This window comes from Streptomyces hypolithicus, from assembly GCF_052934925.1.
In genome coordinates, this window is record NZ_CM128811.1 from 1,306,964 (window position 1) to 1,323,593 (window position 16,630).

Sequence of the window (16,630 nt, forward strand, 5' to 3'; positions counted from 1 at the left end):
CGCTGATCCTCATGGCGATTCTTCTCGGCCGACCCGGGCAGGCCCCTGCCGCGGTTCCGGGCGCGGTCTCTGGCTCGGGACCGGGTGCGGCCTCGGATGCGGTCCCGGGCGCGGTGTGGCCGGTGAGCGGGCGCCCCACGGTGTTACGCGGCTGGGACGCGCCCCCGTCGCCGTACGCGGCGGGGCACCGCGGGGCGGACCTGTCCGCCCCGCCGGGCGCGGAGGTACGGGCGGCGGCCCCCGGCCGGGTCTCCTTCGCGGGGCCGGTGGGCGGGCGCGGGGTACTGTCCATCGCCCTGTCGGGGACGGGCGACCCGCCGCTGCGGACGACGTACGAGCCGGTGCGGGCGCTGGTCGCCCAGGGCGAGGAGGTGCGGGCGGGGCAAGTGGTGGGCGTCCTGCAGAACGGCCCGTTCCACTGCCCGTCCGGCTGCCTGCACTGGGGGCTGCTGCGCGGCGAGACCTACCTGGACCCACTGACGCTGCTCCCCCCGGGCTTGCTGCGACGCGGCCCGCCGCGCCTGCTCCCGGTCTTCGACGTCTCGACCGGCCCGCCGTCGGCGACGGTCGGCGCGGGGACTCAGCCCCGCACGCCGCCCAGAGCCATGGCGACCGCCGAGTCCGCGATCACGTCCGGCTCCTCCGCCGCGCCGAGCTCAATGCGCCGCACCGCCACGTCGACCACCCCCTGCAGCATCATCGCCGCCAGCCGGGGCTGGTCGTGCCCCAGGTCACCGAGCGCCTCGACGATCATCGTCACCAGGCCCCCGTGCGCCGCACGGATCTTCTCGCGCGCCCCGGCGTCGAGTTCGCTCGCGGAGATGGCGACCACGGCGCGGTGGCGCCGGTCGCCGACCAGGGTCAGCTGAGCCCGCACGTAGGCCTCGACCTTGCCCGCCGGAGTACCGGCGCCGGCCATCGCGTTCTCGACCTCGGCGGCCCAGAGCGGAAAGTCGGCGGCACACAGCTCTTCGACCACGGCGGCGCGCGAACGGAAGTACTCGTACACAGACGACCGGGCGAGGCCGGTGCGCTCGGCGAGGGCGGGGAAGGTCAGCGCCTCCGTACCGCCTTCGGACAGCAGGGAGCGGGCGGCGTCCAGCAGGGCGCCGCGCTGCATCGTCCGGTGCTCGGCCACCGAGGCCGCTCGAATCCTTGGCACGGTCCCACTCTACGGATGACCCACCGCCCTGACGATGCGGACGGCAGGGCGACTGTGCGGCTGCGGGCTGTGCGACAGGCCGGCCGGGTGGCGGGCAGGCAGGCGGCAGGCACGATTCAGCGCCGACCGGGGGCGCGGGGCGTCAGCGCCCGGCGTCGGCCAGTTTCGCCCTCAGCTGGAGGACCGACTTGGTGTGGATCTGGCTGACCCGGCTCTCCGTGACCCCCAGCACATTGCCGATCTCGGCGAGGGTGAGCCCCTCGTAGTAGTACAGCGTCACCACGGTCTTCTCCCGGTGGGGCAGGGTGTTGATGGCTCGGGCGAGCAGCCGGCGCAGCTCCCGGTCCTCGGCCACCTCGACCGGGTTGTCCGCGTGGGTGTCCTCCAGCGTGTCCATGAGACTGAGCCGGTCGCCGCCGTCGGCACCGGCGTGCAGCAGCTCTTCGAGCGCGACGACGTTCGCCAGCGACAACTGGCTGAATACCGCGTGCAGTTCTTCGAGGACGATGCCCATTTCCGCGGCGACCTCGCTCTCGGAGGGCGTACGCCGCAGCTGCGCCTCCAGCGTCGTGTACGCCCGCTCGACGGCCTTGGCCTTCTGCCGCACCGAGCGGGGGATCCAGTCGAGGGCGCGCAGCTCGTCGATCATCGCGCCGCGGATGCGTGTGATCGCGTACGTCTCGAATTTGATGGACCGCTCGATGTCGAACTTCTCAATGGCGTCGATGAGCCCGAAGACGCCGGAGGAGACGAAGTCGGCCTGCTCGACGTTGGAAGGCAGCCCGACGCTCACCCGTCCCGCGACGTACTTCACCAGCGGCGAGTAGTGCAGGATCAGCTGCTCCCGCAGCCGCTCGTTGCCCGTGGTCTTGTAGGACCGCCACAACTCGTCGAGCGACGAGGGTGCGGTGGGCCGCACGCTGGCACGCGCCGCGTGTGGCACTGCCGCGCGGTCAGACCCGGAGGTGTGCTGGGGCATGCGTTGCCTTGAGCCGTTCTGCTGTGACGTCGGGGGAATCATGCGTCTGGGCGGGAGACTTCGTGAGCGTAGCGTGACTGAGGAGTCGCAGTGCGCGCAGGATATGGGATCGTCCCCACCCGAATGAATGCCCCAGGGGCATCTCGTCCCGGGGCAGTCACCGCGCACTCCCGTCCCCGAGGGGTCGCGGGGCGGACTCCAAGGGTCGTGGTCATCACCTTTTCAGCCGGATGCCGCTGGTCAAGCGCCGCCTCGCCGCGCCTTGGCATGCTGCAGGGCTCCGGGCGCCAACTGCCATCCGTCACCGCTGCGTTCCACGAACCCCAAGGAGTGGAGTTCGTACAGCTTGCCGAGCGCGTCGTCAGGGGTGGTGCCCGCTCCCCGGGCGACGCCGAGCGCGTCGACGCGGCCACGCGCCGGCAGCGATTCGAGCACCTGCGCGGCCACCGGATCCAGCAGGTCCCTGGGGAGTACGGGGCCCCGGCGCGCCGGGGCGAGATCACCGATGTCACCGACCAGTTCGGCCACTTCGGCCGCGTCGGTGACCAGCACGCCTTCGCCCCTGAGCAGTTCGTGCACGCCCGCGGAGAGCCCGCTGGTGGCGGGACCGGGCACGCCCATCGTGAAGCGCCCGAGCCGCTGAGCGCTGCGCGCGGTGACCAGCGATCCGCTGCGGTACTCCGCCTCCACCACGACGGTGCCACGGGTGAGAGCGGCGATCACGCGGTTGCGCAGGACGAACCGGCTCGCCGTGGGATGCCCTCCGGGCGGCAACTCGCCCACCACGAGGCCCTGGTCCGCGATGCGGCCGATCAGTTCGGCGTGCCCGCGCGGGTAGGCGACGTCGACGCCGCAGGCCAGCACCGCGACGGTGGCCCCGCCCGCGGCCAGTACGCCCCGGTGGGCGGCGCCGTCCACTCCGAAGGCCGCCCCGGACACCACCACCCAACCGCGCTCGGCGAGTCCGGCGCCCAGCGAAGCGGCCATGTGCGCCCCGTACGAGGTACAGGCCCGGGCTCCGACGACGGCGACGGACCGCAGCGCCCACATCCGCAGATGCGGCCGCCCGCGCACCCACAACCCCACCGGTCTGCCGTCGCCCAGGTCGTCGAGCTGGCCGGGCCATTCCTGGTCGCCGGGGCAGACGAAGCGGCCGCCCACCTCGGCCACCGCTGCCAGGTCCCGCTCCGGGTCGGCCGCCGCCGCCCGCATCCGGTACCCACCGAGTCGCTTGCCGCTCACCCCCGTCAGCACCGCGGCCGCCTCGTCGCACTCGAGCGAGGTGAGCCGGCGCATCAGTTCCACGGCGCCGCACTCCCGCAGCCACCGCCCGCCGGTTTCGTCCCCCGGCTCGATCACCCGGGTCAGTGCCGCCCTGGCCAGCCGCTCCGTCTCGCCCGCACCCGAGCACTCGCCGTCGCCCCCGCGCACGTCCCCCCGCACGCTCTCGCCCGCTCCCCCGCTCATCCCGCGCCTCCGATCAGTGCGGGAGCCCCCCGGGCGATCCCGGTACGCAGCTCCAGCGCCAGGTCGACGTGGCGCTCGTCGGGTCGGTCGCACCCGGCCAGGTCGGCGACCGTCCACGCGACACGCAGCACCCGGTCGAGCCCACGCGCCGTCAGCAGCCCGCGATCCATGTCCCGTACGGCAGCGCCGAGCGCTCCGGGCGCGGGCTGCCAGCGCGTACGCAGCTCATGGCCGGGTACCTCGCTGTTCGTGGCCCACGGGGTGCCGTCCAGCCGCGCGGCGGCGCGGGCCCGGGCTTCCCGTACCCGGGCCGCGACCGTCTCGGTCGGCTCACCGCGACCGCCCTGGCCCAGCAGGTCGGCGCGCTGCACCGGTTCGACCCCGACTCGCAGATCCACCCGGTCGAGCAGCGGCCCCGACAGCCGCGCCTGGTACTTGCGGATCGCGGACGGCGGGCACTCGCACCCCGATCCGTGCAGGGTGTGCCGTCCGCAGGGACAGGGATTGGCCGCGAGCACCATGAGGAAGCGGGCCGGCAGCCGGACCACGCCCGCGCTGCGCGCGACCACCACGTGGCCCGACTCCAGCGGCTGGCGCAGCGAGTCCAGCGCGCGTCCGCTGAATTCGGGCGCCTCGTCGAGAAACAGGATCCCCCGATGCGCGAGCGACACGGCTCCCGGTCGTGGCAGCCCGTTCCCGCCGCCGACGAGCGACTGCATCGTCGCCGAGTGGTGCGGCGCGCAGTACGGTGGCGTCCTGACCAGTGGTTCGCCGGGCGGCAGGATGCCCGCCACGGAGTGCACGGCGGTCACCTCCAAGGATTCCTGCCTGGTCAGCGGCGGAAGAATGCCCGGCATCCGCTCGGCCAGCATGGTCTTGCCGGCGCCGGGCGGCCCGTGCAGCAGCAGGTGGTGGCCTCCCGCCGCGGCGACCTCCAGGGCCGTGCGCGCCGTCCGCTGCCCCGCTACGTCCGCGAGGTCCGGGGCGTCGCCGCCACGTTCTCCGGGGGCGAGTCCGGTGCCCACACCGGCGCCCGGCACCATCAGCCCGGCCAGCATCGCGTCGGGCCGGCCCCCCTCGTCCCGCGTCTCCTCCGGCACCTCGGTTCCGCTGAGTACGGCGATGAGCTGGCGCAGGCTCCGCACGCCCAGGACGGACACTCCCGGCACCAGCGCGGCCTCAGCGGCGGTCTGTTCCGGCACGACGACCTGGGTGTACCCGGCTTCGGCCGCCGCGAGAACGGCGGGCAGGATGCCGCGCACCGGGCGCACCCTGCCGTCGAGTCCCAGTTCCCCGATCATCACCAGATCGGCGATCTCCTTGGGGTCGACACGCTCCGCCGCTCCCAGCACCGCTACCGCCACCGCAAGATCGAAACCGCTCCCGCTCTTGGGTACGAACGCCGGGCTGAGCCCCACGGTGAGCTTCTTCTGGGGCCAGTCGGCGCCGGAGTTCACCAGCGCCGCCCTGACCCGGTCCCGGCTCTCGACCAGGCTCTTGTCCGGAAGCCCCACCAGAGTGAAGGCGGCCACCCCCGGCTCCAGGTCGGCCTGCACCTCGACCACCACACCCTCAACCCCCACGAGGGCCACCGAGCACGTTCGAGCGAACCCCATCAGGCCACCCCCCGCGCATGCTCGACGACGGGCGCACCCCGTCGGGGAAGCACCACTCCGACGAGGTCGATACGCACCCCGCCGGGCGGTGGCCCTCCGTGTTCGTGCATCCAGCGCTCGGCGAGCCGACGCAGCCGCTCGGCCTTCGTGGACCTGATGGCCTGCATCGGGTGCTCGAACGGTCCTGCTCTGCGGGTCTTGACCTCGCAGATGACCAGGGCGTCGCCGTCCCTGGCGACGATGTCGATCTCTCCTGCCCGGCAGCGCCAGTTGCGCTCCAGGACGGTCATGCCGTCCTCGACGAGCCTGCGCGCCGCGAGGTCCTCGCCGTACCGGCCGAGAGCTCCTGTGGCATTCTTCGCGTTCATCCGGTTCCACCTCCGGAACCGAATGTGCCGCGATCACCGCCAACTAGTGGATCTTGGTGGACAACTCGGCCGTTGTGGAGAACTCAGCCACCCGGAAGTTCGAGATCGCTCTTGTTGAGCTCCTCGATGTTGACGTCCTTGAACGTCAGTACCCGCACCTGCTTGACGAACCTCGCGGGCCTGTACATGTCCCAGACCCAGGCATCGGCCATGGAGACTTCGAAGAAAACCTCGCCCTGGACCGAGTGCACCTGCATCTCGTAGTCGTTGGTGAGGTAGAAACGCCGCTCAGTCTCGATCACGTATTTGAACAGACCGACGACGTCGCGGTACTCCCGGTAGAGCTTCAGCTCCATCTCGGTCTCGTACTTCTCGAGGTCCTCGGCGCTCATGGCATGTTCCCCTTCAGCCTTTCGTCCCCCTATTGTGCGCCAGCCCCGTGCGCCCCTATGCGACTTCCGGGGCCAAGATCGTCGGCGTACTCGGGGGACCCTCGTCGAGCAGCGTACGCAGCAGCCCGGCGAGCTTGATGGGATACACCGTCTCACGCGTCGCCGACAGTTCGGCGGACGTCCACCACCTCAGCCCAGCGATGCTCCGCCGCTCCAGAACGGTCAGTCCGGACATGACCGTCTCGGTCTGCGTCGTGCGCGCCAGGTAGAACCATTCGTCCTGCTCCCAGCGGCGTCCGTCGAAGGAGAACGCGCACCGCCGCTGCCAGATCACCGGGCCGAGCTCGACCTGTGTGATCCCCGTCTCCTCCGTCAGCTCGCGCAGCGCGGCCTCGGCCCGCGTCTCGGCACCCTCGAGCCCGCCGCCCGGGGTGAACCACCAGGTGAGCGCCGGATCGTCCGGCTCGTACCCCCGCATCAGCAGGACGCGGTCGTCCGGGTCGAGCAGGAGCACCCGCGCGACCTTCCTCGGGTGCGCTGCCGCTGCCACCGCTGCCTCAGCGTCCACCGGCGCTCGACCCGCCCGGCGCGGAAGCCCTCGTGCGCCCTCCTCGCCGCCCCGCCAGGCGCGTCAGCGGGCCGTACGCCGCACCGCCGAAGATCAGCGCCATTCCGGCCAGCACGGCGGCCAGCACCAGCCCGACCGGCCCCGGCTGCGACACCCCACCCGGAAGCGAGGCGAAGCTCTGCGGCCGGTCGATCATTGCGCCCAGCGGCCAGGCCACGGCGTCGACCCGCGCGTCCACCTTGCCCACCGGCACCGTTCCCTTGGCGGCGTCCTCGATGTGCCCCCGAGAGTCCACGGACGTACGCCGCTCGTCGCCCAGCAGGAAGAGATGCCCCTGGGGCACCTCGGCGGCGAACGGCGTGGTTGACGCCGGCTCTCCGCCCGGCAGGTAGGGCTCGTCGAGCGGTTCGCCGTCCAGGGTGAGGCGGTCGCCCTCGGAGCAGCAGGCGATCTTGTCCCCGCCGACACCGACCACGCGTTTGACCATGGGCATGTTGCCCCACACGGAGTCCGTGAAGATCACCACGTCCCCGCGCCGCACCTGCGGGCCGTCTATTCGCTGAGCGAGCACCCGGTCGCCCGCCTTGATCGACGGCGCCATCGAATCGGTCGGGACGGTGTACGGCTTGTACGCCACCGCGCCCCACACAAAGCCGCCCAGGAAGAGCACACAGCCGACGGCCACGGCCAGCCCGGACAACGCGTTTCCGAGCCGGCCGTGGCCGCCTGCCGTACGTCCTGTTCCGCCCATCGCAGCGCTCCCCATCCAGGAGATCGAAAATCGCTGATCCGAGCGGCACCCTACCCGGCGGTACGCCCCTCGGTCAGCCTCCGCCTGCGCCAGAGCACCAGCGGTACGGCTCCCGCGAGCCCCAGCGCACCCGGCGCGGCCGACATCGCGGCCGCCGCGGCGTTCAGCCCCGGCTGGTCGAAGGTGCCGGGAACGGGCAGCGTGGCCCAGCGGTTGACCGGCCAGGCCACCACGATGGCCCGCCCGACGACCTCGTCGGTCGAGACCGTGCCCTGCCCCGGCAGTTCCTGGTGGTACCGCGAGTCCAGGGAGTTCTGCCGGTGGTCGCCCATCACCCAGATCCGGCCGTCCGGCACCTTGAGCGGCCCGAAGGGCTCGTCGTTGCACGGGGTGTCGCCGGGGAAGATGTACGACTTCTCGTCGAGCGCCTTCCCGTTGACCGTGACCGGCCCGTTCTTCTTGCACGTGACCGTGTCCCCGCCGGTGGCGATGACCCGCTTGATCAGGTCCTTCTCCTCGGCCGACGGCATCAGGCCAATGAAGCTGAGGAACTTCTGCACCACGTTGGGTTCCGGCGAGGTGGTGTTCTCCAGCCAGCCGCCCGGATCGTGGAACACGACCACCTCGCCTCGCTCCGGCTCCGAGCCGAACCACGGTGTCAGTTTGTCGACAAGCACCCGGTCGCCCCGCTGCAGGGTGTTCTGCATCGAGTCCGAGGGGATCGAGAACGCCTGCACCAGGAAAGTCTTGATGAGCAGCGCCAGTACCAGCGCGATGCCGATCAGCAGCGGCAGTTCCTTCCAGAACGAACGCGGCTTCTTCGGACCCTCGCTGTCGCCGCTGCCATGCTCATCGCGTTGTGCGTCCTCTGTCACGGCTGCGGGTGACTCCGGTCGTTCCTCGGGCTCGTCGCGTCCGGATCGTGCGCCGACCGCCAAATCCCCCACATCCACTCCTCACTCCGTGCCACTGCCCGCCCCGGATCCGGAGCAGGCCCACTACTCCCATAACGAGCGGGAGTTCCGCAGGGGTCGGGAGCAGGATCACCACGTTCGGATCCTGAGACGACAGCCTATTCGACGGGCCGTCGGCCGAGGTCGCCCCGCTGCCCGCGGCGGGCACGCCGGCGAACGTCTCGGGCTGTTCCAGTTTCCGCCAGTGACCGACGGGCCAGGCGATGACGACCGCCCGTCCCACGACCTGCGTCTCGGAGACCGTGCCTTCGAACTTCTCGTCCAGGTGGAACCGGGAGTCGGCGGAGTTCGACCGGTGATCCCCCATCACGAAGATCCGCCCTTCGGGCACCGTCACGTCGAACTCGATCTCGGAGGGCCGGTCGCCGGGGTCCAGATACGGTTCCGCGAGGGGTACGCCGTTGACGGTCACCCGCCCGTCCTTGTCGCAGCACTTGACGGTGTCCCCGCCGACCGCGATCACCCGCTTGATGAGATCCTGCTCGTCCTCGGACGGCAGCAGCCCGATGAACGTCAGGCCTTTCTTGATCTGCTTGAGGAAGATCGGGTCGTCCTTGATGCCGGTCTTCTCGTCCTGCAGCCAGTTGCCCGGGTCCTTGAAGACCACGACGTCCCCGCGCTCGGGCTCCGAGCCGAACCACGGTGTGAGCTTGTCGACAAGTACCCGGTCGCCGATCCGGATCGTCTGCTCCATGGAGCCCGAAGGGATCACGAACGCCTGCACCAGGAACGTCTTGAGTACGAGCGCGATGAGCAGCGCCACGGTGATGAGGATCGGGATCTCTTTCACGGCCGACCTCTGCCGCCGCCTCTTCACCCGCCGCGCGAGCTTCCGCCGGTCCGCCCGGCCCGGCAGCGCGGGCCCGGTCGTGGGACGTGTCCCCGTAGGCAGCCGGGTGTCCGCCCGGTGGCTCGCCCGGACCCTGCCCCGGTTACCCATGGCGCCCCGCCTTCGCCGTCGCGCGCCCCGCCCCGGATGAACCGGGCGCCGTGACGCGCGAGAAGGCGTCCGGTCTCTCCAGGGACGACCAGCGGCCCACCGGCCAGCCGATCCAGTCGCCGCGCCCGACGACCTTGGCGACGGGCACCATGCCGCCGCCCGGCTCCCCGAGATGGTCGCGTGAGTCGCGGGAGTGCGATCTGTGGTCGCCCATGACCCACAGGGTCCCCTGCCGTACGACGATGTCGAAGGGCACCCGTGACGGGGCATCACCCGGATGCAGGTACTCCTCGTCGACAGCCCGGCCGTTCACCTCGACCCTCCCCCGCTTGTCGCAGCACACGACCCGGTCGCCCCCCACGCCCAGCACGCGCTTGATGTAGTCGGTCTCGGCGGGCTCGGCCAGTCCCACGGCCGCGGCCCCCCACCGTACGAGCCCGGTGACCGGGTTCCCGGCGGGCTCCTCGCGTACGAAGGATCCGGTGCCGTCGAAGACGACCACATCACCGCGCTGCGGTACGGACCCGAAACGGTACGCCAACTTGTTGACGAGTACCCGGTCCCCGATCCCGAGCGTGGGCTGCATCGAGCCGCTGGGAATGAGGAAGGGCTGCATCACGAAGGTGCTGAACAGCAGCAGAAAGACCGCGCAGGCGGACGCCAGCAGAGCCGGCCCGCGCCACGCGGTGCCCGGAAAACGCGCGGAGCGCGACCGCTGTGCTTCCCCCGCTTCGGGGTCGCAGGAGCGGTCGCGCTCCGTGACGTCTGCTTCGGTGTCCATCGGGACCTGAGCCTATCCGGCCGGTCCCCGGCGCCGACTGCGCGATCAGCGGTAGCGCTTCTCCTTGATCTTCGCGGCCTTGCCGCGCAGCTCACGGAGGAAGTACAGCTTGGCGCGGCGGACGTCACCGCGGGAGATGAGCTCGATCTTCTCGAAGATCGGGCTGTGCACCGGGAAGGTGCGCTCGACGCCGACGGAGAAGGAGACCTTGCGGACCGTGAAGGTCTCGCGGACGCCCGCACCCTGGCGGCGAACGACTACGCCCTTGAACTGCTGCACACGGGAGCGGTTGCCCTCGATGACGCGAACGTGGACGTTCACGGTGTCACCGGGGCGGAACGCGGGGAGGTCCGTGCGCAGCGACGCGGAGTCGACGGAGTCGAGAAGGCTGGACATGTAAGCTTCTTCCTCGCCGATGCCACAGGTCATCGACGGAATTCGTAAAAGAGTTTCGGGGTGCTGTCCCCGTCGGGCGGGCGTCGTTCCCCCTGTGGCAGGGGCGCACGCCGGACGTACAGCAGCGGCTTATTCTTCCACGGCCTGGGGGCTGCGCCCAAATCGGCCGTCCGGGCCCGGCTGCCAGCCGAGGATGCTGAGCATTTCGCGGTCCTTCTTGTCGAAGGCCGCAGGGTCGCAGCGCTCGATCAGGTCGGGCCGGTTGGCGGTCGTACGCCGGAAAGCCTCGTCCCGGCGCCACCGCGCGATCTTCCCGTGGTGCCCGCTGAGCAGCACGTCCGGGATGGGCCGGCCGCGCCACTCGGGCGGCTTGGTGTAGACGGGGCCTTCGAGGAGGTTCGCCATGGCGCCGGGGGCGAAGGAGTCGTCGCGGTGCGATTCGGCGTTGCCGAGCACACCGGGCAGCAGCCGGGCCACTGCCTCGGTGATGACCAGTACGGCCGCTTCTCCGCCGGCCAGCACGTAGTCCCCGATGGACACCTCGTACACGGGCATACGGGTGGCGTACTCGTCGACGACGCGTCGGTCGATGCCTTCGTACCGCGCGGGCGTGAAGACCAGCCAGGGCCGCTCCGAGAGCTCGACGGCGAGTTCCTGGGTGAAGGGTCGGCCGCTGGGTGTGGGCACGACGAGCGCCGGGCCGTGCGCGCCCTTCTCGTAGCCGTCCGCGAGGGCGTCGTCGAGGGCGGCGCCCCAGGGCCCGGTCTTCATGACCATGCCGGGGCCGCCGCCGTAGGGGGTGTCGTCGACCGTGTTGTGGCGGTCGTACGTCCACTGCCTGAGGTCGTGCACGTGCACGTCGAGCTGCCCGCGCGCCCGGGCCTTGCCGACCAGCGAGACGTTCAGCGGTTCCAGGTACTCGGGGAAGATCGTGACGACGTCGAGCCTCATGCGTCGTCGTCCCGCGCCCCGGCGACCTCCGCCTGGGCGGCGTCGATCAGGCCAGGCGGCGGGGTGATGACGGCCCGCTGCTCCTCCAGGTCGATCTCGGCGACGATCTCCTCGACGAAGGGGATCATCACCTCGCTCCCGTCGGGGCGCTCCACGATGAACAGGTCCTGCGACGGCAGGTGGGTGATCTCGGTGATCCGACCGATCGCGGTGCCGTCGGCCAGCACGACATCGAGATCCATCAGCTGGTGGTCGTAGAACTCCTCGGGGTCCTCCGGCGTCTGCTCCGGGTCGACCTCTGCGATGAGGAGGGTGTTGCGGAGCGCCTCGGCGGCCGTACGGTCCGCCACGCCCGCGAAGCGCAGCAGCAGCCGGCCACTGTGCACCCGGCCGGTCTCGATCGTCAGCGGCCCCGCGGACGCCGGGTCCGTGGCGAGTACGGCGCCGGGGCCGAGCCGCAGCTCGGGCTCGTCCGTGCGCACCTCGACGGTGACCTCGCCCTTGATGCCGTGGGCGCGGCCGATCCGCGCGACTACGAGCTGCACTTGCGTTTCTCCTGTCTCACGACTACGGGCCGGGAAGGGCCACAGAGCCCTCCCCGGCCCGAGCCGCGGCGTATCTAGGTAAAACAGCCAACTTGTTCAGCGAACCTGATCCACGTCGACGAGGTCGACGCGGATGCCGCGGCCGCCGATGGCGCCCACGACGGTACGCAGCGCACGGGCGGTACGGCCGTTGCGGCCGATCACCTTGCCGAGGTCATCGGGGTGGACCCGGACCTCCAGCACGCGTCCGCGGCGCAGGTCGCGGGAAGCCACCTGCACATCGTCGGGATTATCGACAATGCCCTTCACGAGGTGCTCGAGAGCCTCCTCGAGCATGCTCAGGCCTCGGTCGACTCGGCGGCGGGCGCGGAGTCCGCAGCTGCCGGAGCCTCGTCAGCCTTCTTGTCGGCCTTCTTCGCCTTCGGGGTAATGGCCTCACCCTTGGACTCGTCGCTACCCTCAAGGCCCTTGGCGAACGCGTCGAACGCGGCACGCTTGTCGGCCTTCGGCTCCGGCTGGAGCAGCGGCTTGGGGGCCGGGAGGCCCTTGTGCGCCTGCCAGTCGCCGGTCGCCTTGAGGATGGCGAGAACGGCCTCGGTCGGCTGGGCGCCGACAGACAGCCAGTACTGCGCGCGCTCAGCGTTGACCTCGATGCGCGAGGGGTTCTGCACCGGGTGGTACAGGCCGATCTCTTCGATGGCCCGGCCGTCACGACGGGTACGGGCGTCGGCGACGACGATGCGGTAGTGAGGCGAACGGATCTTGCCCAGACGCTTCAGCTTGATCTTGACTGCCACTGGAGTGGTGTCTCCTGGTCTCTGACGTGGTTGGGCACAACGAAGATGCCACGTGGGGTTGCGGTACTCGGGTGCCCGATGGACGCGTCAGCCGGAGGCGAGAGGGTTCCTGTGCGGCTGTCGAGTACAGCTAGACATTGTGCCACACACCTGTGGCACCGCTGTACTCGACCAGCACCGCGGGCGATCAGCTCGCCATGCCCACCACTTCCGGGATACGGAACGGCTTTCCGCAGCCTCCGCAGACGATCGGGGCCTGGGCGAGGACGGACGGCACCACGCGGACATTGCGCCCGCAGTCGCAGACGGCCTTGACGCGCACGCCGCCGCCGGACGAGCCATGCCGGGCGGCGGGCCCGCGGAAACTTCGCTTGGTGTCCGCCGCGGTCGCGACGGTGTGTGCTTTCAGCGCGCGGTGGAGCCGCTCGATCGTCGGGCGGTAGCGCCGCCTCGCCTCCGGGTTGAGCGAGACCAGTGAGAAGCCGCTGCTGGGATGCGGTTCCTCGGGGTGGTCGAGGCCGAGCTCCTCAGCGATCGCGAGAAATCTGCGGTTGTGGTAGCGGCCGGCGCGTGAGGTGTCACGGACGCCGCGGGCGGCGGCGATGCCGTGGACTGCCTCGTGCAGCAGGCGTTCGAAGGAGAGCTCGGCGCCGCAGGCGGACGAGGACTCTCCGATCAGGGACTCGGGCGCGGCTAGATCTGGCAGCTCGGGGTGGTACCGCTGGATGTCGGCCCACGCCTGCGCCAGCTCTGCGGCGAGAACAGGTGGTGTCGTGCTCACGTCGTGACAACGAGCCGGGGTGCCCCGGTGTTCCTATTCCGGGCCATCCCAAATAATTTGCACGTACCCGTCAGTTGCCATTGATGCGTCCGGACGAGGGCGGGTGCGTAGATCTGCGGAGGACCCAGCCCACCTCGCCGCAAGGCGGGGCGTACCCGCGCGTCTACGAAGCAATGCCGTAGACAGAGGACTCGACGCGTAGCCGGGCACCTCGGGCCCGGAGCGCACGGCGCCCATGACAGCGACAGTACAAGGGGCGCTTTTGGCTACCGGGCACCACTCGGGCCACTCGGACGGCGCGGCCGCACGCTCCTCCCGTGGCGCGATCGGCGCGGCCGTATCACTCTGGAAACCGGATCCGCTCCGGGCGCGGGGGCGCACGGCAGGGGCACACAAGCATTGCCTTACGACCCCTGGACTTGATGCCGTATGCGGAGTTCCCTGGCATACGGGGGGAGCACGAGCGAACGCACACGGGGGACGTCCATTCAGGACCAGAAATGACCTCTCGGCGGATTGGGGCGCATTCGATGACACCCACGCTCGTCCAGCACCACCCGAAGGCGGCCTCGGCTCCGGTCGCGGACGCGGGTGCCCGCGCCCGTGACTGGGCCGAGATCCAGGAACGGATGCTGGTTCCGCTCTACGAAGCGGCGTACGAGCGGCTCGAGGTGGGCCACGCCACCCGGCTGCTCGGTCTCGGCTGCGGCTCGGGCCTCGCACTGCTCATCGCGGCGTCCCGAGGCGCCCGGGTGACCGGCGTCGACGCGGACCCCGCACGCGTTGCCCTGGCCCGTCAGCGTCTGCTGCCGGGCACGGCGGGGCATGGCGGTCCGGCGACCTCGCCCGACCTGCCCGCCCGCCTCCTCGAAGGCGGCCCGGCGGACGCCCGTGACCCCGACTCGCCCCCGTACAACCTGGTCAGCGCTTTCGAGCCGCTGGGCTGCGCGGCCGGGGACTCGGAGTCACTGGTCGCCGCGCTGGAGGGCGCCGTGCCGCTCGCCGAGCGGGGCAGCCCGGTCGTCCTGGCCGGCTGGGGTCCGCCCGAGCGCTGCGCCACCTCCGGGGTGCTGCGCGTCGCTTCGCGGCTGACCAAGACCCTGCGCGCGGCCTCGGGCCGGGGCTGGCGGCCCGCGCTGCGTGACGACCTGGAGGACGTGGCGTCGCGGGCCGGGCTGAAGCCGGACGGGTCGGGCCGGGTCGCGTGCCCCTTCGGGTACGCCGACATGGACAGCGCCGTACGCGGGCTCCTGTCGACCGGGCTGTTCGACGCGGCCGTACGGGCCACGGATCCGTTGCAGGTGGAGAAGGAGCTCACCGAGGCGCTCCACCCGCATCTGCGGCGGGACGGCACGATCTGGATGCCCAACGTCTTCCGTTACCTGATCGCACGCAAGCCCTGAAACCGAATGGGCGCCCACCCCTGAACCCAGGGGTGGGCGCCCACGGCAGCGTAAGCCCAAGGCACCGTAAGCCCACGGCACCGTAAGAAGAGCCCGAATCAGCCCATGAACTTCTTGAACTCGTCGGGCAGTTCGAAGTCCTGCGCGCTCTGGCCGGCCGGCAGCCCCAGGGCGCCGCCCGACTGCGCGGCCTGCTCGCGGCGCTGGGCCTCGGCCTGCTCCTCCGCCTTGCGCTTCATCGGGTTGCCGCTCTTGCGCTTGCCCTTGGCCTGCTTCATCTGCTTCTTCTGCCGGCCGGGGCCACCACCCATACCCGGGATGCCAGGCATGCCCGGCATTCCGCCGCCCTGGGCCATCTTCGACATCATCTTGCGTGCCTCGAAGAACCGCTCCACCAGGTTCTTCACGGCACTGACCTCGACGCCCGAACCCTTGGCGACACGGGCCCGGCGCGAGCCGTTGATGATCGTCGGATCGTGCCGCTCGGCGGGGGTCATCGACTTGATGATCGCGGCGGTACGGTCCACGTCGCGCTCGTCGATGTTGTTGATCTGGTCCTTGATCTGCCCCATGCCGGGCATCATGCCGAGCAGCTTGGAGATGGAGCCCATCTTGCGGACCTGCTCCATCTGGGTCAGGAAGTCGTCGAGCGTGAACTCCTTGGGGCCCTTCGCCAGCTTGGCCGCCATCGCTTCGGCCTCTTGCTGGCTGAAGGTCTGCTCGGCCTTCTCGATCAGCGACAGCATGTCGCCCATACCGAGGATGCGGGAGGCCATGCGGTCCGGGTGGAACGCGTCGAAGTCGTCCAGCTTCTCGCCGTTGGAAGCGAAAATGATCTGACGGCCGGTCACCTGGGCGATCGACAGCGCGGCACCACCGCGGGCGTCACCGTCCAGCTTGGACAGCACCACGCCGTCGAAGCCGACGCCGTCACGGAAGGCCTCGGCGGTGTTGACCGCGTCCTGGCCGATCATCGCGTCGACGACGAACAGGACCTCGTCGGGGCTGACGGCGTCGCGGATGTCCGCGGCCTGCCGCATCAGTTCCTGGTCGATGCCGAGGCGGCCCGCGGTGTCGACGATGACGATGTCGTGCAGCTTGTTCTTGGCGTACTCGATGGAGTTCTTGGCGACCTCGACCGGGTCGCCGACACCATTGCCCGGCTCCGGGGCGTACACCGCGACACCGGCGCGCTCGGCGACGACACTCAGCTGGTTGACGGCGTTGGGGCGCTGGAGGTCACAGGCGACCAGGATCGGCGAGTGCCCCTGGCCCTTGAGCCACAGACCCAGCTTTCCGGCGAGGGTCGTCTTACCCGCACCCTGGAGACCGGCGAGCATGATCACGGTGGGCGGGTTCTTGGCGAACCGCAGCCGGCGCGTCTCGCCGCCGAGAATCGCGATCAGTTCGTCATTGACGATCTTGATGACCTGCTGCGACGGATTGAGCGCCTTGGAGACCTCGGCGCCGCGTGACCGCTCCTTGACGTTTGCGATGAAGGTGCGCACCACGGAAAGGGCGACATCCGCCTCAAGCAGTGCGATGCGGATCTCGCGGGCGACGGAGTCGATGTCCGCCTCGGACAGGCGGCCCTTGCCCCGGAGGTTCTTGAAAGTGCTCGCCAAGCGGTCGGAAAGGGTATCGAACACGGTGGTCGCAGATCCTCGGGGTCGGGGGCGCTGGGTCAGTCGTCCCCCAGGGTATCCGGCCGCGCAAAGTGTGTGCCCTCGCCCGCCGGAACCGGTGAGCGAGGGGGGCA

General features: G+C 70.6%; 19 protein-coding genes and 1 pseudogene. 2 read left to right on the forward strand and 18 right to left on the reverse strand.

From position 1 onward, the window contains the following. Nucleotides 1-11: 11 nt before the first annotated feature. Nucleotides 12-416 (forward strand): annotated as a pseudogene (locus ACU6WZ_RS05920) (peptidoglycan DD-metalloendopeptidase family protein); the annotation flags it as partial. Between the two features lie 164 nt (nucleotides 417-580). Here ACU6WZ_RS05920 and ACU6WZ_RS05925 read toward each other — a convergent pair. From ACU6WZ_RS05925 to ACU6WZ_RS06005, 17 genes are all read right to left on the reverse strand, one after another. Then, nucleotides 581-1,138, reverse strand: coding sequence for a TetR/AcrR family transcriptional regulator (locus ACU6WZ_RS05925; RefSeq protein ID WP_447033881.1), 558 nt, complete (start codon nucleotides 1,136-1,138; stop codon nucleotides 581-583). 166 nt (nucleotides 1,139-1,304) lie between these two features. Continuing rightward, the gene (gene whiG / locus ACU6WZ_RS05930) at nucleotides 1,305-2,141 is read right to left on the reverse strand and encodes an RNA polymerase sigma factor WhiG (RefSeq protein ID WP_447032067.1); all 837 of its coding nucleotides are present in this window, start codon (nucleotides 2,139-2,141) and stop codon (nucleotides 1,305-1,307) included. Between the two features lie 240 nt (nucleotides 2,142-2,381). Next, a complete protein-coding gene (gene dprA, locus ACU6WZ_RS05935; protein ID WP_447032068.1) occupies nucleotides 2,382-3,608 on the reverse strand; it encodes a DNA-processing protein DprA in 1,227 nt (408 codons plus the stop codon). Further along, nucleotides 3,605-5,224, reverse strand: coding sequence for a YifB family Mg chelatase-like AAA ATPase (locus ACU6WZ_RS05940; protein WP_447032069.1), 1,620 nt, complete (start codon nucleotides 5,222-5,224; stop codon nucleotides 3,605-3,607). The genes dprA and ACU6WZ_RS05940 overlap by 4 nt, the downstream gene beginning before the upstream one ends. Next, nucleotides 5,224-5,592, reverse strand: coding sequence for a YraN family protein (locus ACU6WZ_RS05945; protein ID WP_447032070.1), 369 nt, complete (start codon nucleotides 5,590-5,592; stop codon nucleotides 5,224-5,226). The genes ACU6WZ_RS05940 and ACU6WZ_RS05945 overlap by 1 nt, the downstream gene beginning before the upstream one ends. An 83-nt stretch (nucleotides 5,593-5,675) precedes the next feature. After that, nucleotides 5,676-5,984 carry a DUF2469 domain-containing protein gene (locus ACU6WZ_RS05950; RefSeq protein ID WP_003965949.1) on the reverse strand — a complete coding sequence of 103 codons (309 nt, stop codon included), beginning with the start codon at nucleotides 5,982-5,984 and terminating at the stop codon, nucleotides 5,676-5,678. Between the two features lie 55 nt (nucleotides 5,985-6,039). Continuing rightward, nucleotides 6,040-6,534: an NUDIX hydrolase gene (locus tag ACU6WZ_RS05955; RefSeq protein WP_447032071.1), complete on the reverse strand. Its 495-nt coding sequence runs from the start codon at nucleotides 6,532-6,534 to the stop codon at nucleotides 6,040-6,042. A gap of 7 nt (nucleotides 6,535-6,541) precedes the next feature. After that, nucleotides 6,542-7,303, reverse strand: a complete 762-nt coding sequence (gene lepB, locus ACU6WZ_RS05960) for a signal peptidase I (protein ID WP_447032072.1) — start codon at nucleotides 7,301-7,303, stop codon at nucleotides 6,542-6,544. Nucleotides 7,304-7,353: 50 nt separating this feature from the next. Beyond that, nucleotides 7,354-8,241, reverse strand: coding sequence for a signal peptidase I (gene lepB / locus ACU6WZ_RS05965; RefSeq protein ID WP_447033882.1), 888 nt, complete (start codon nucleotides 8,239-8,241; stop codon nucleotides 7,354-7,356). Next, on the reverse strand, nucleotides 8,153-9,217 hold the full coding sequence (gene lepB, locus ACU6WZ_RS05970) for a signal peptidase I (RefSeq protein WP_447032074.1): 1,065 nt from the start codon (nucleotides 9,215-9,217) through the stop codon (nucleotides 8,153-8,155). Before lepB (ACU6WZ_RS05970) ends, lepB (ACU6WZ_RS05965) begins: the two co-directional genes overlap by 89 nt. Next, nucleotides 9,210-9,998, reverse strand: coding sequence for a signal peptidase I (gene lepB / locus ACU6WZ_RS05975; protein ID WP_447032075.1), 789 nt, complete (start codon nucleotides 9,996-9,998; stop codon nucleotides 9,210-9,212). The genes lepB (ACU6WZ_RS05970) and lepB (ACU6WZ_RS05975) overlap by 8 nt, the downstream gene beginning before the upstream one ends. 45 nt (nucleotides 9,999-10,043) lie before the next feature. Then, nucleotides 10,044-10,394, reverse strand: coding sequence for a 50S ribosomal protein L19 (gene rplS / locus ACU6WZ_RS05980; protein WP_447032076.1), 351 nt, complete (start codon nucleotides 10,392-10,394; stop codon nucleotides 10,044-10,046). A 129-nt stretch (nucleotides 10,395-10,523) separates the two neighbouring features. Continuing rightward, nucleotides 10,524-11,345, reverse strand: coding sequence for a tRNA (guanosine(37)-N1)-methyltransferase TrmD (gene trmD / locus ACU6WZ_RS05985; RefSeq protein WP_447032077.1), 822 nt, complete (start codon nucleotides 11,343-11,345; stop codon nucleotides 10,524-10,526). Beyond that, complete coding sequence (gene rimM / locus ACU6WZ_RS05990; protein WP_447032078.1) at nucleotides 11,342-11,890, reverse strand: ribosome maturation factor RimM; 549 nt, start codon at nucleotides 11,888-11,890, stop codon at nucleotides 11,342-11,344. Before rimM ends, trmD begins: the two co-directional genes overlap by 4 nt. 96 nt (nucleotides 11,891-11,986) lie before the next feature. Next, nucleotides 11,987-12,226, reverse strand: coding sequence for an RNA-binding protein (locus ACU6WZ_RS05995; protein ID WP_014153811.1), 240 nt, complete (start codon nucleotides 12,224-12,226; stop codon nucleotides 11,987-11,989). Nucleotides 12,227-12,228: 2 nt separating this feature from the next. Beyond that, nucleotides 12,229-12,687 (reverse strand): 30S ribosomal protein S16, encoded by a 459-nt coding sequence (gene rpsP, locus ACU6WZ_RS06000; protein ID WP_447032079.1) that lies wholly within the window; start codon nucleotides 12,685-12,687, stop codon nucleotides 12,229-12,231. A 187-nt stretch (nucleotides 12,688-12,874) separates the two neighbouring features. Further along, complete coding sequence (locus tag ACU6WZ_RS06005; RefSeq protein WP_447032080.1) at nucleotides 12,875-13,468, reverse strand: hypothetical protein; 594 nt, start codon at nucleotides 13,466-13,468, stop codon at nucleotides 12,875-12,877. A 530-nt stretch (nucleotides 13,469-13,998) separates the two neighbouring features. Between ACU6WZ_RS06005 and ACU6WZ_RS06010 the strand changes: the two genes are divergently transcribed. Beyond that, complete coding sequence (locus ACU6WZ_RS06010; protein ID WP_447032081.1) at nucleotides 13,999-14,871, forward strand: methyltransferase domain-containing protein; 873 nt, start codon at nucleotides 13,999-14,001, stop codon at nucleotides 14,869-14,871. 98 nt (nucleotides 14,872-14,969) lie between these two features. On the opposite strand, the gene ffh is transcribed toward ACU6WZ_RS06010, so the two are convergent. Further along, on the reverse strand, nucleotides 14,970-16,520 hold the full coding sequence (gene ffh, locus ACU6WZ_RS06015) for a signal recognition particle protein (RefSeq protein WP_447032083.1): 1,551 nt from the start codon (nucleotides 16,518-16,520) through the stop codon (nucleotides 14,970-14,972). Between the last annotated feature and the right edge of the window lie 110 nt (nucleotides 16,521-16,630).

Bases quoted from the DNA above. Each gene is read 5' to 3' on its own strand.
- whiG (WP_447032067.1), bottom strand. From the start codon at position 2,141: ATGCCCCAGCACACCTCCGGGTCTGACCGCGCGGCAGTGCCACACGCG.
- dprA (WP_447032068.1), bottom strand. From the start codon at position 3,608: ATGAGCGGGGGAGCGGGCGAGAGCGTGCGGGGGGACGTGCGCGGGGGC.
- ACU6WZ_RS05940 (WP_447032069.1), bottom strand. From the start codon at position 5,224: ATGGGGTTCGCTCGAACGTGCTCGGTGGCCCTCGTGGGGGTTGAGGGT.
- ACU6WZ_RS05945 (WP_447032070.1), bottom strand. From the start codon at position 5,592: ATGAACGCGAAGAATGCCACAGGAGCTCTCGGCCGGTACGGCGAGGAC.
- ACU6WZ_RS05950 (WP_003965949.1), bottom strand. From the start codon at position 5,984: ATGAGCGCCGAGGACCTCGAGAAGTACGAGACCGAGATGGAGCTGAAG.
- lepB (WP_447032072.1), bottom strand. From the start codon at position 7,303: ATGGGCGGAACAGGACGTACGGCAGGCGGCCACGGCCGGCTCGGAAAC.
- lepB (WP_447032074.1), bottom strand. From the start codon at position 9,217: ATGGGTAACCGGGGCAGGGTCCGGGCGAGCCACCGGGCGGACACCCGG.
- lepB (WP_447032075.1), bottom strand. From the start codon at position 9,998: ATGGACACCGAAGCAGACGTCACGGAGCGCGACCGCTCCTGCGACCCC.
- rplS (WP_447032076.1), bottom strand. From the start codon at position 10,394: ATGTCCAGCCTTCTCGACTCCGTCGACTCCGCGTCGCTGCGCACGGAC.
- trmD (WP_447032077.1), bottom strand. From the start codon at position 11,345: ATGAGGCTCGACGTCGTCACGATCTTCCCCGAGTACCTGGAACCGCTG.
- ACU6WZ_RS05995 (WP_014153811.1), bottom strand. From the start codon at position 12,226: ATGCTCGAGGAGGCTCTCGAGCACCTCGTGAAGGGCATTGTCGATAAT.
- ACU6WZ_RS06010 (WP_447032081.1), top strand. From the start codon at position 13,999: ATGACACCCACGCTCGTCCAGCACCACCCGAAGGCGGCCTCGGCTCCG.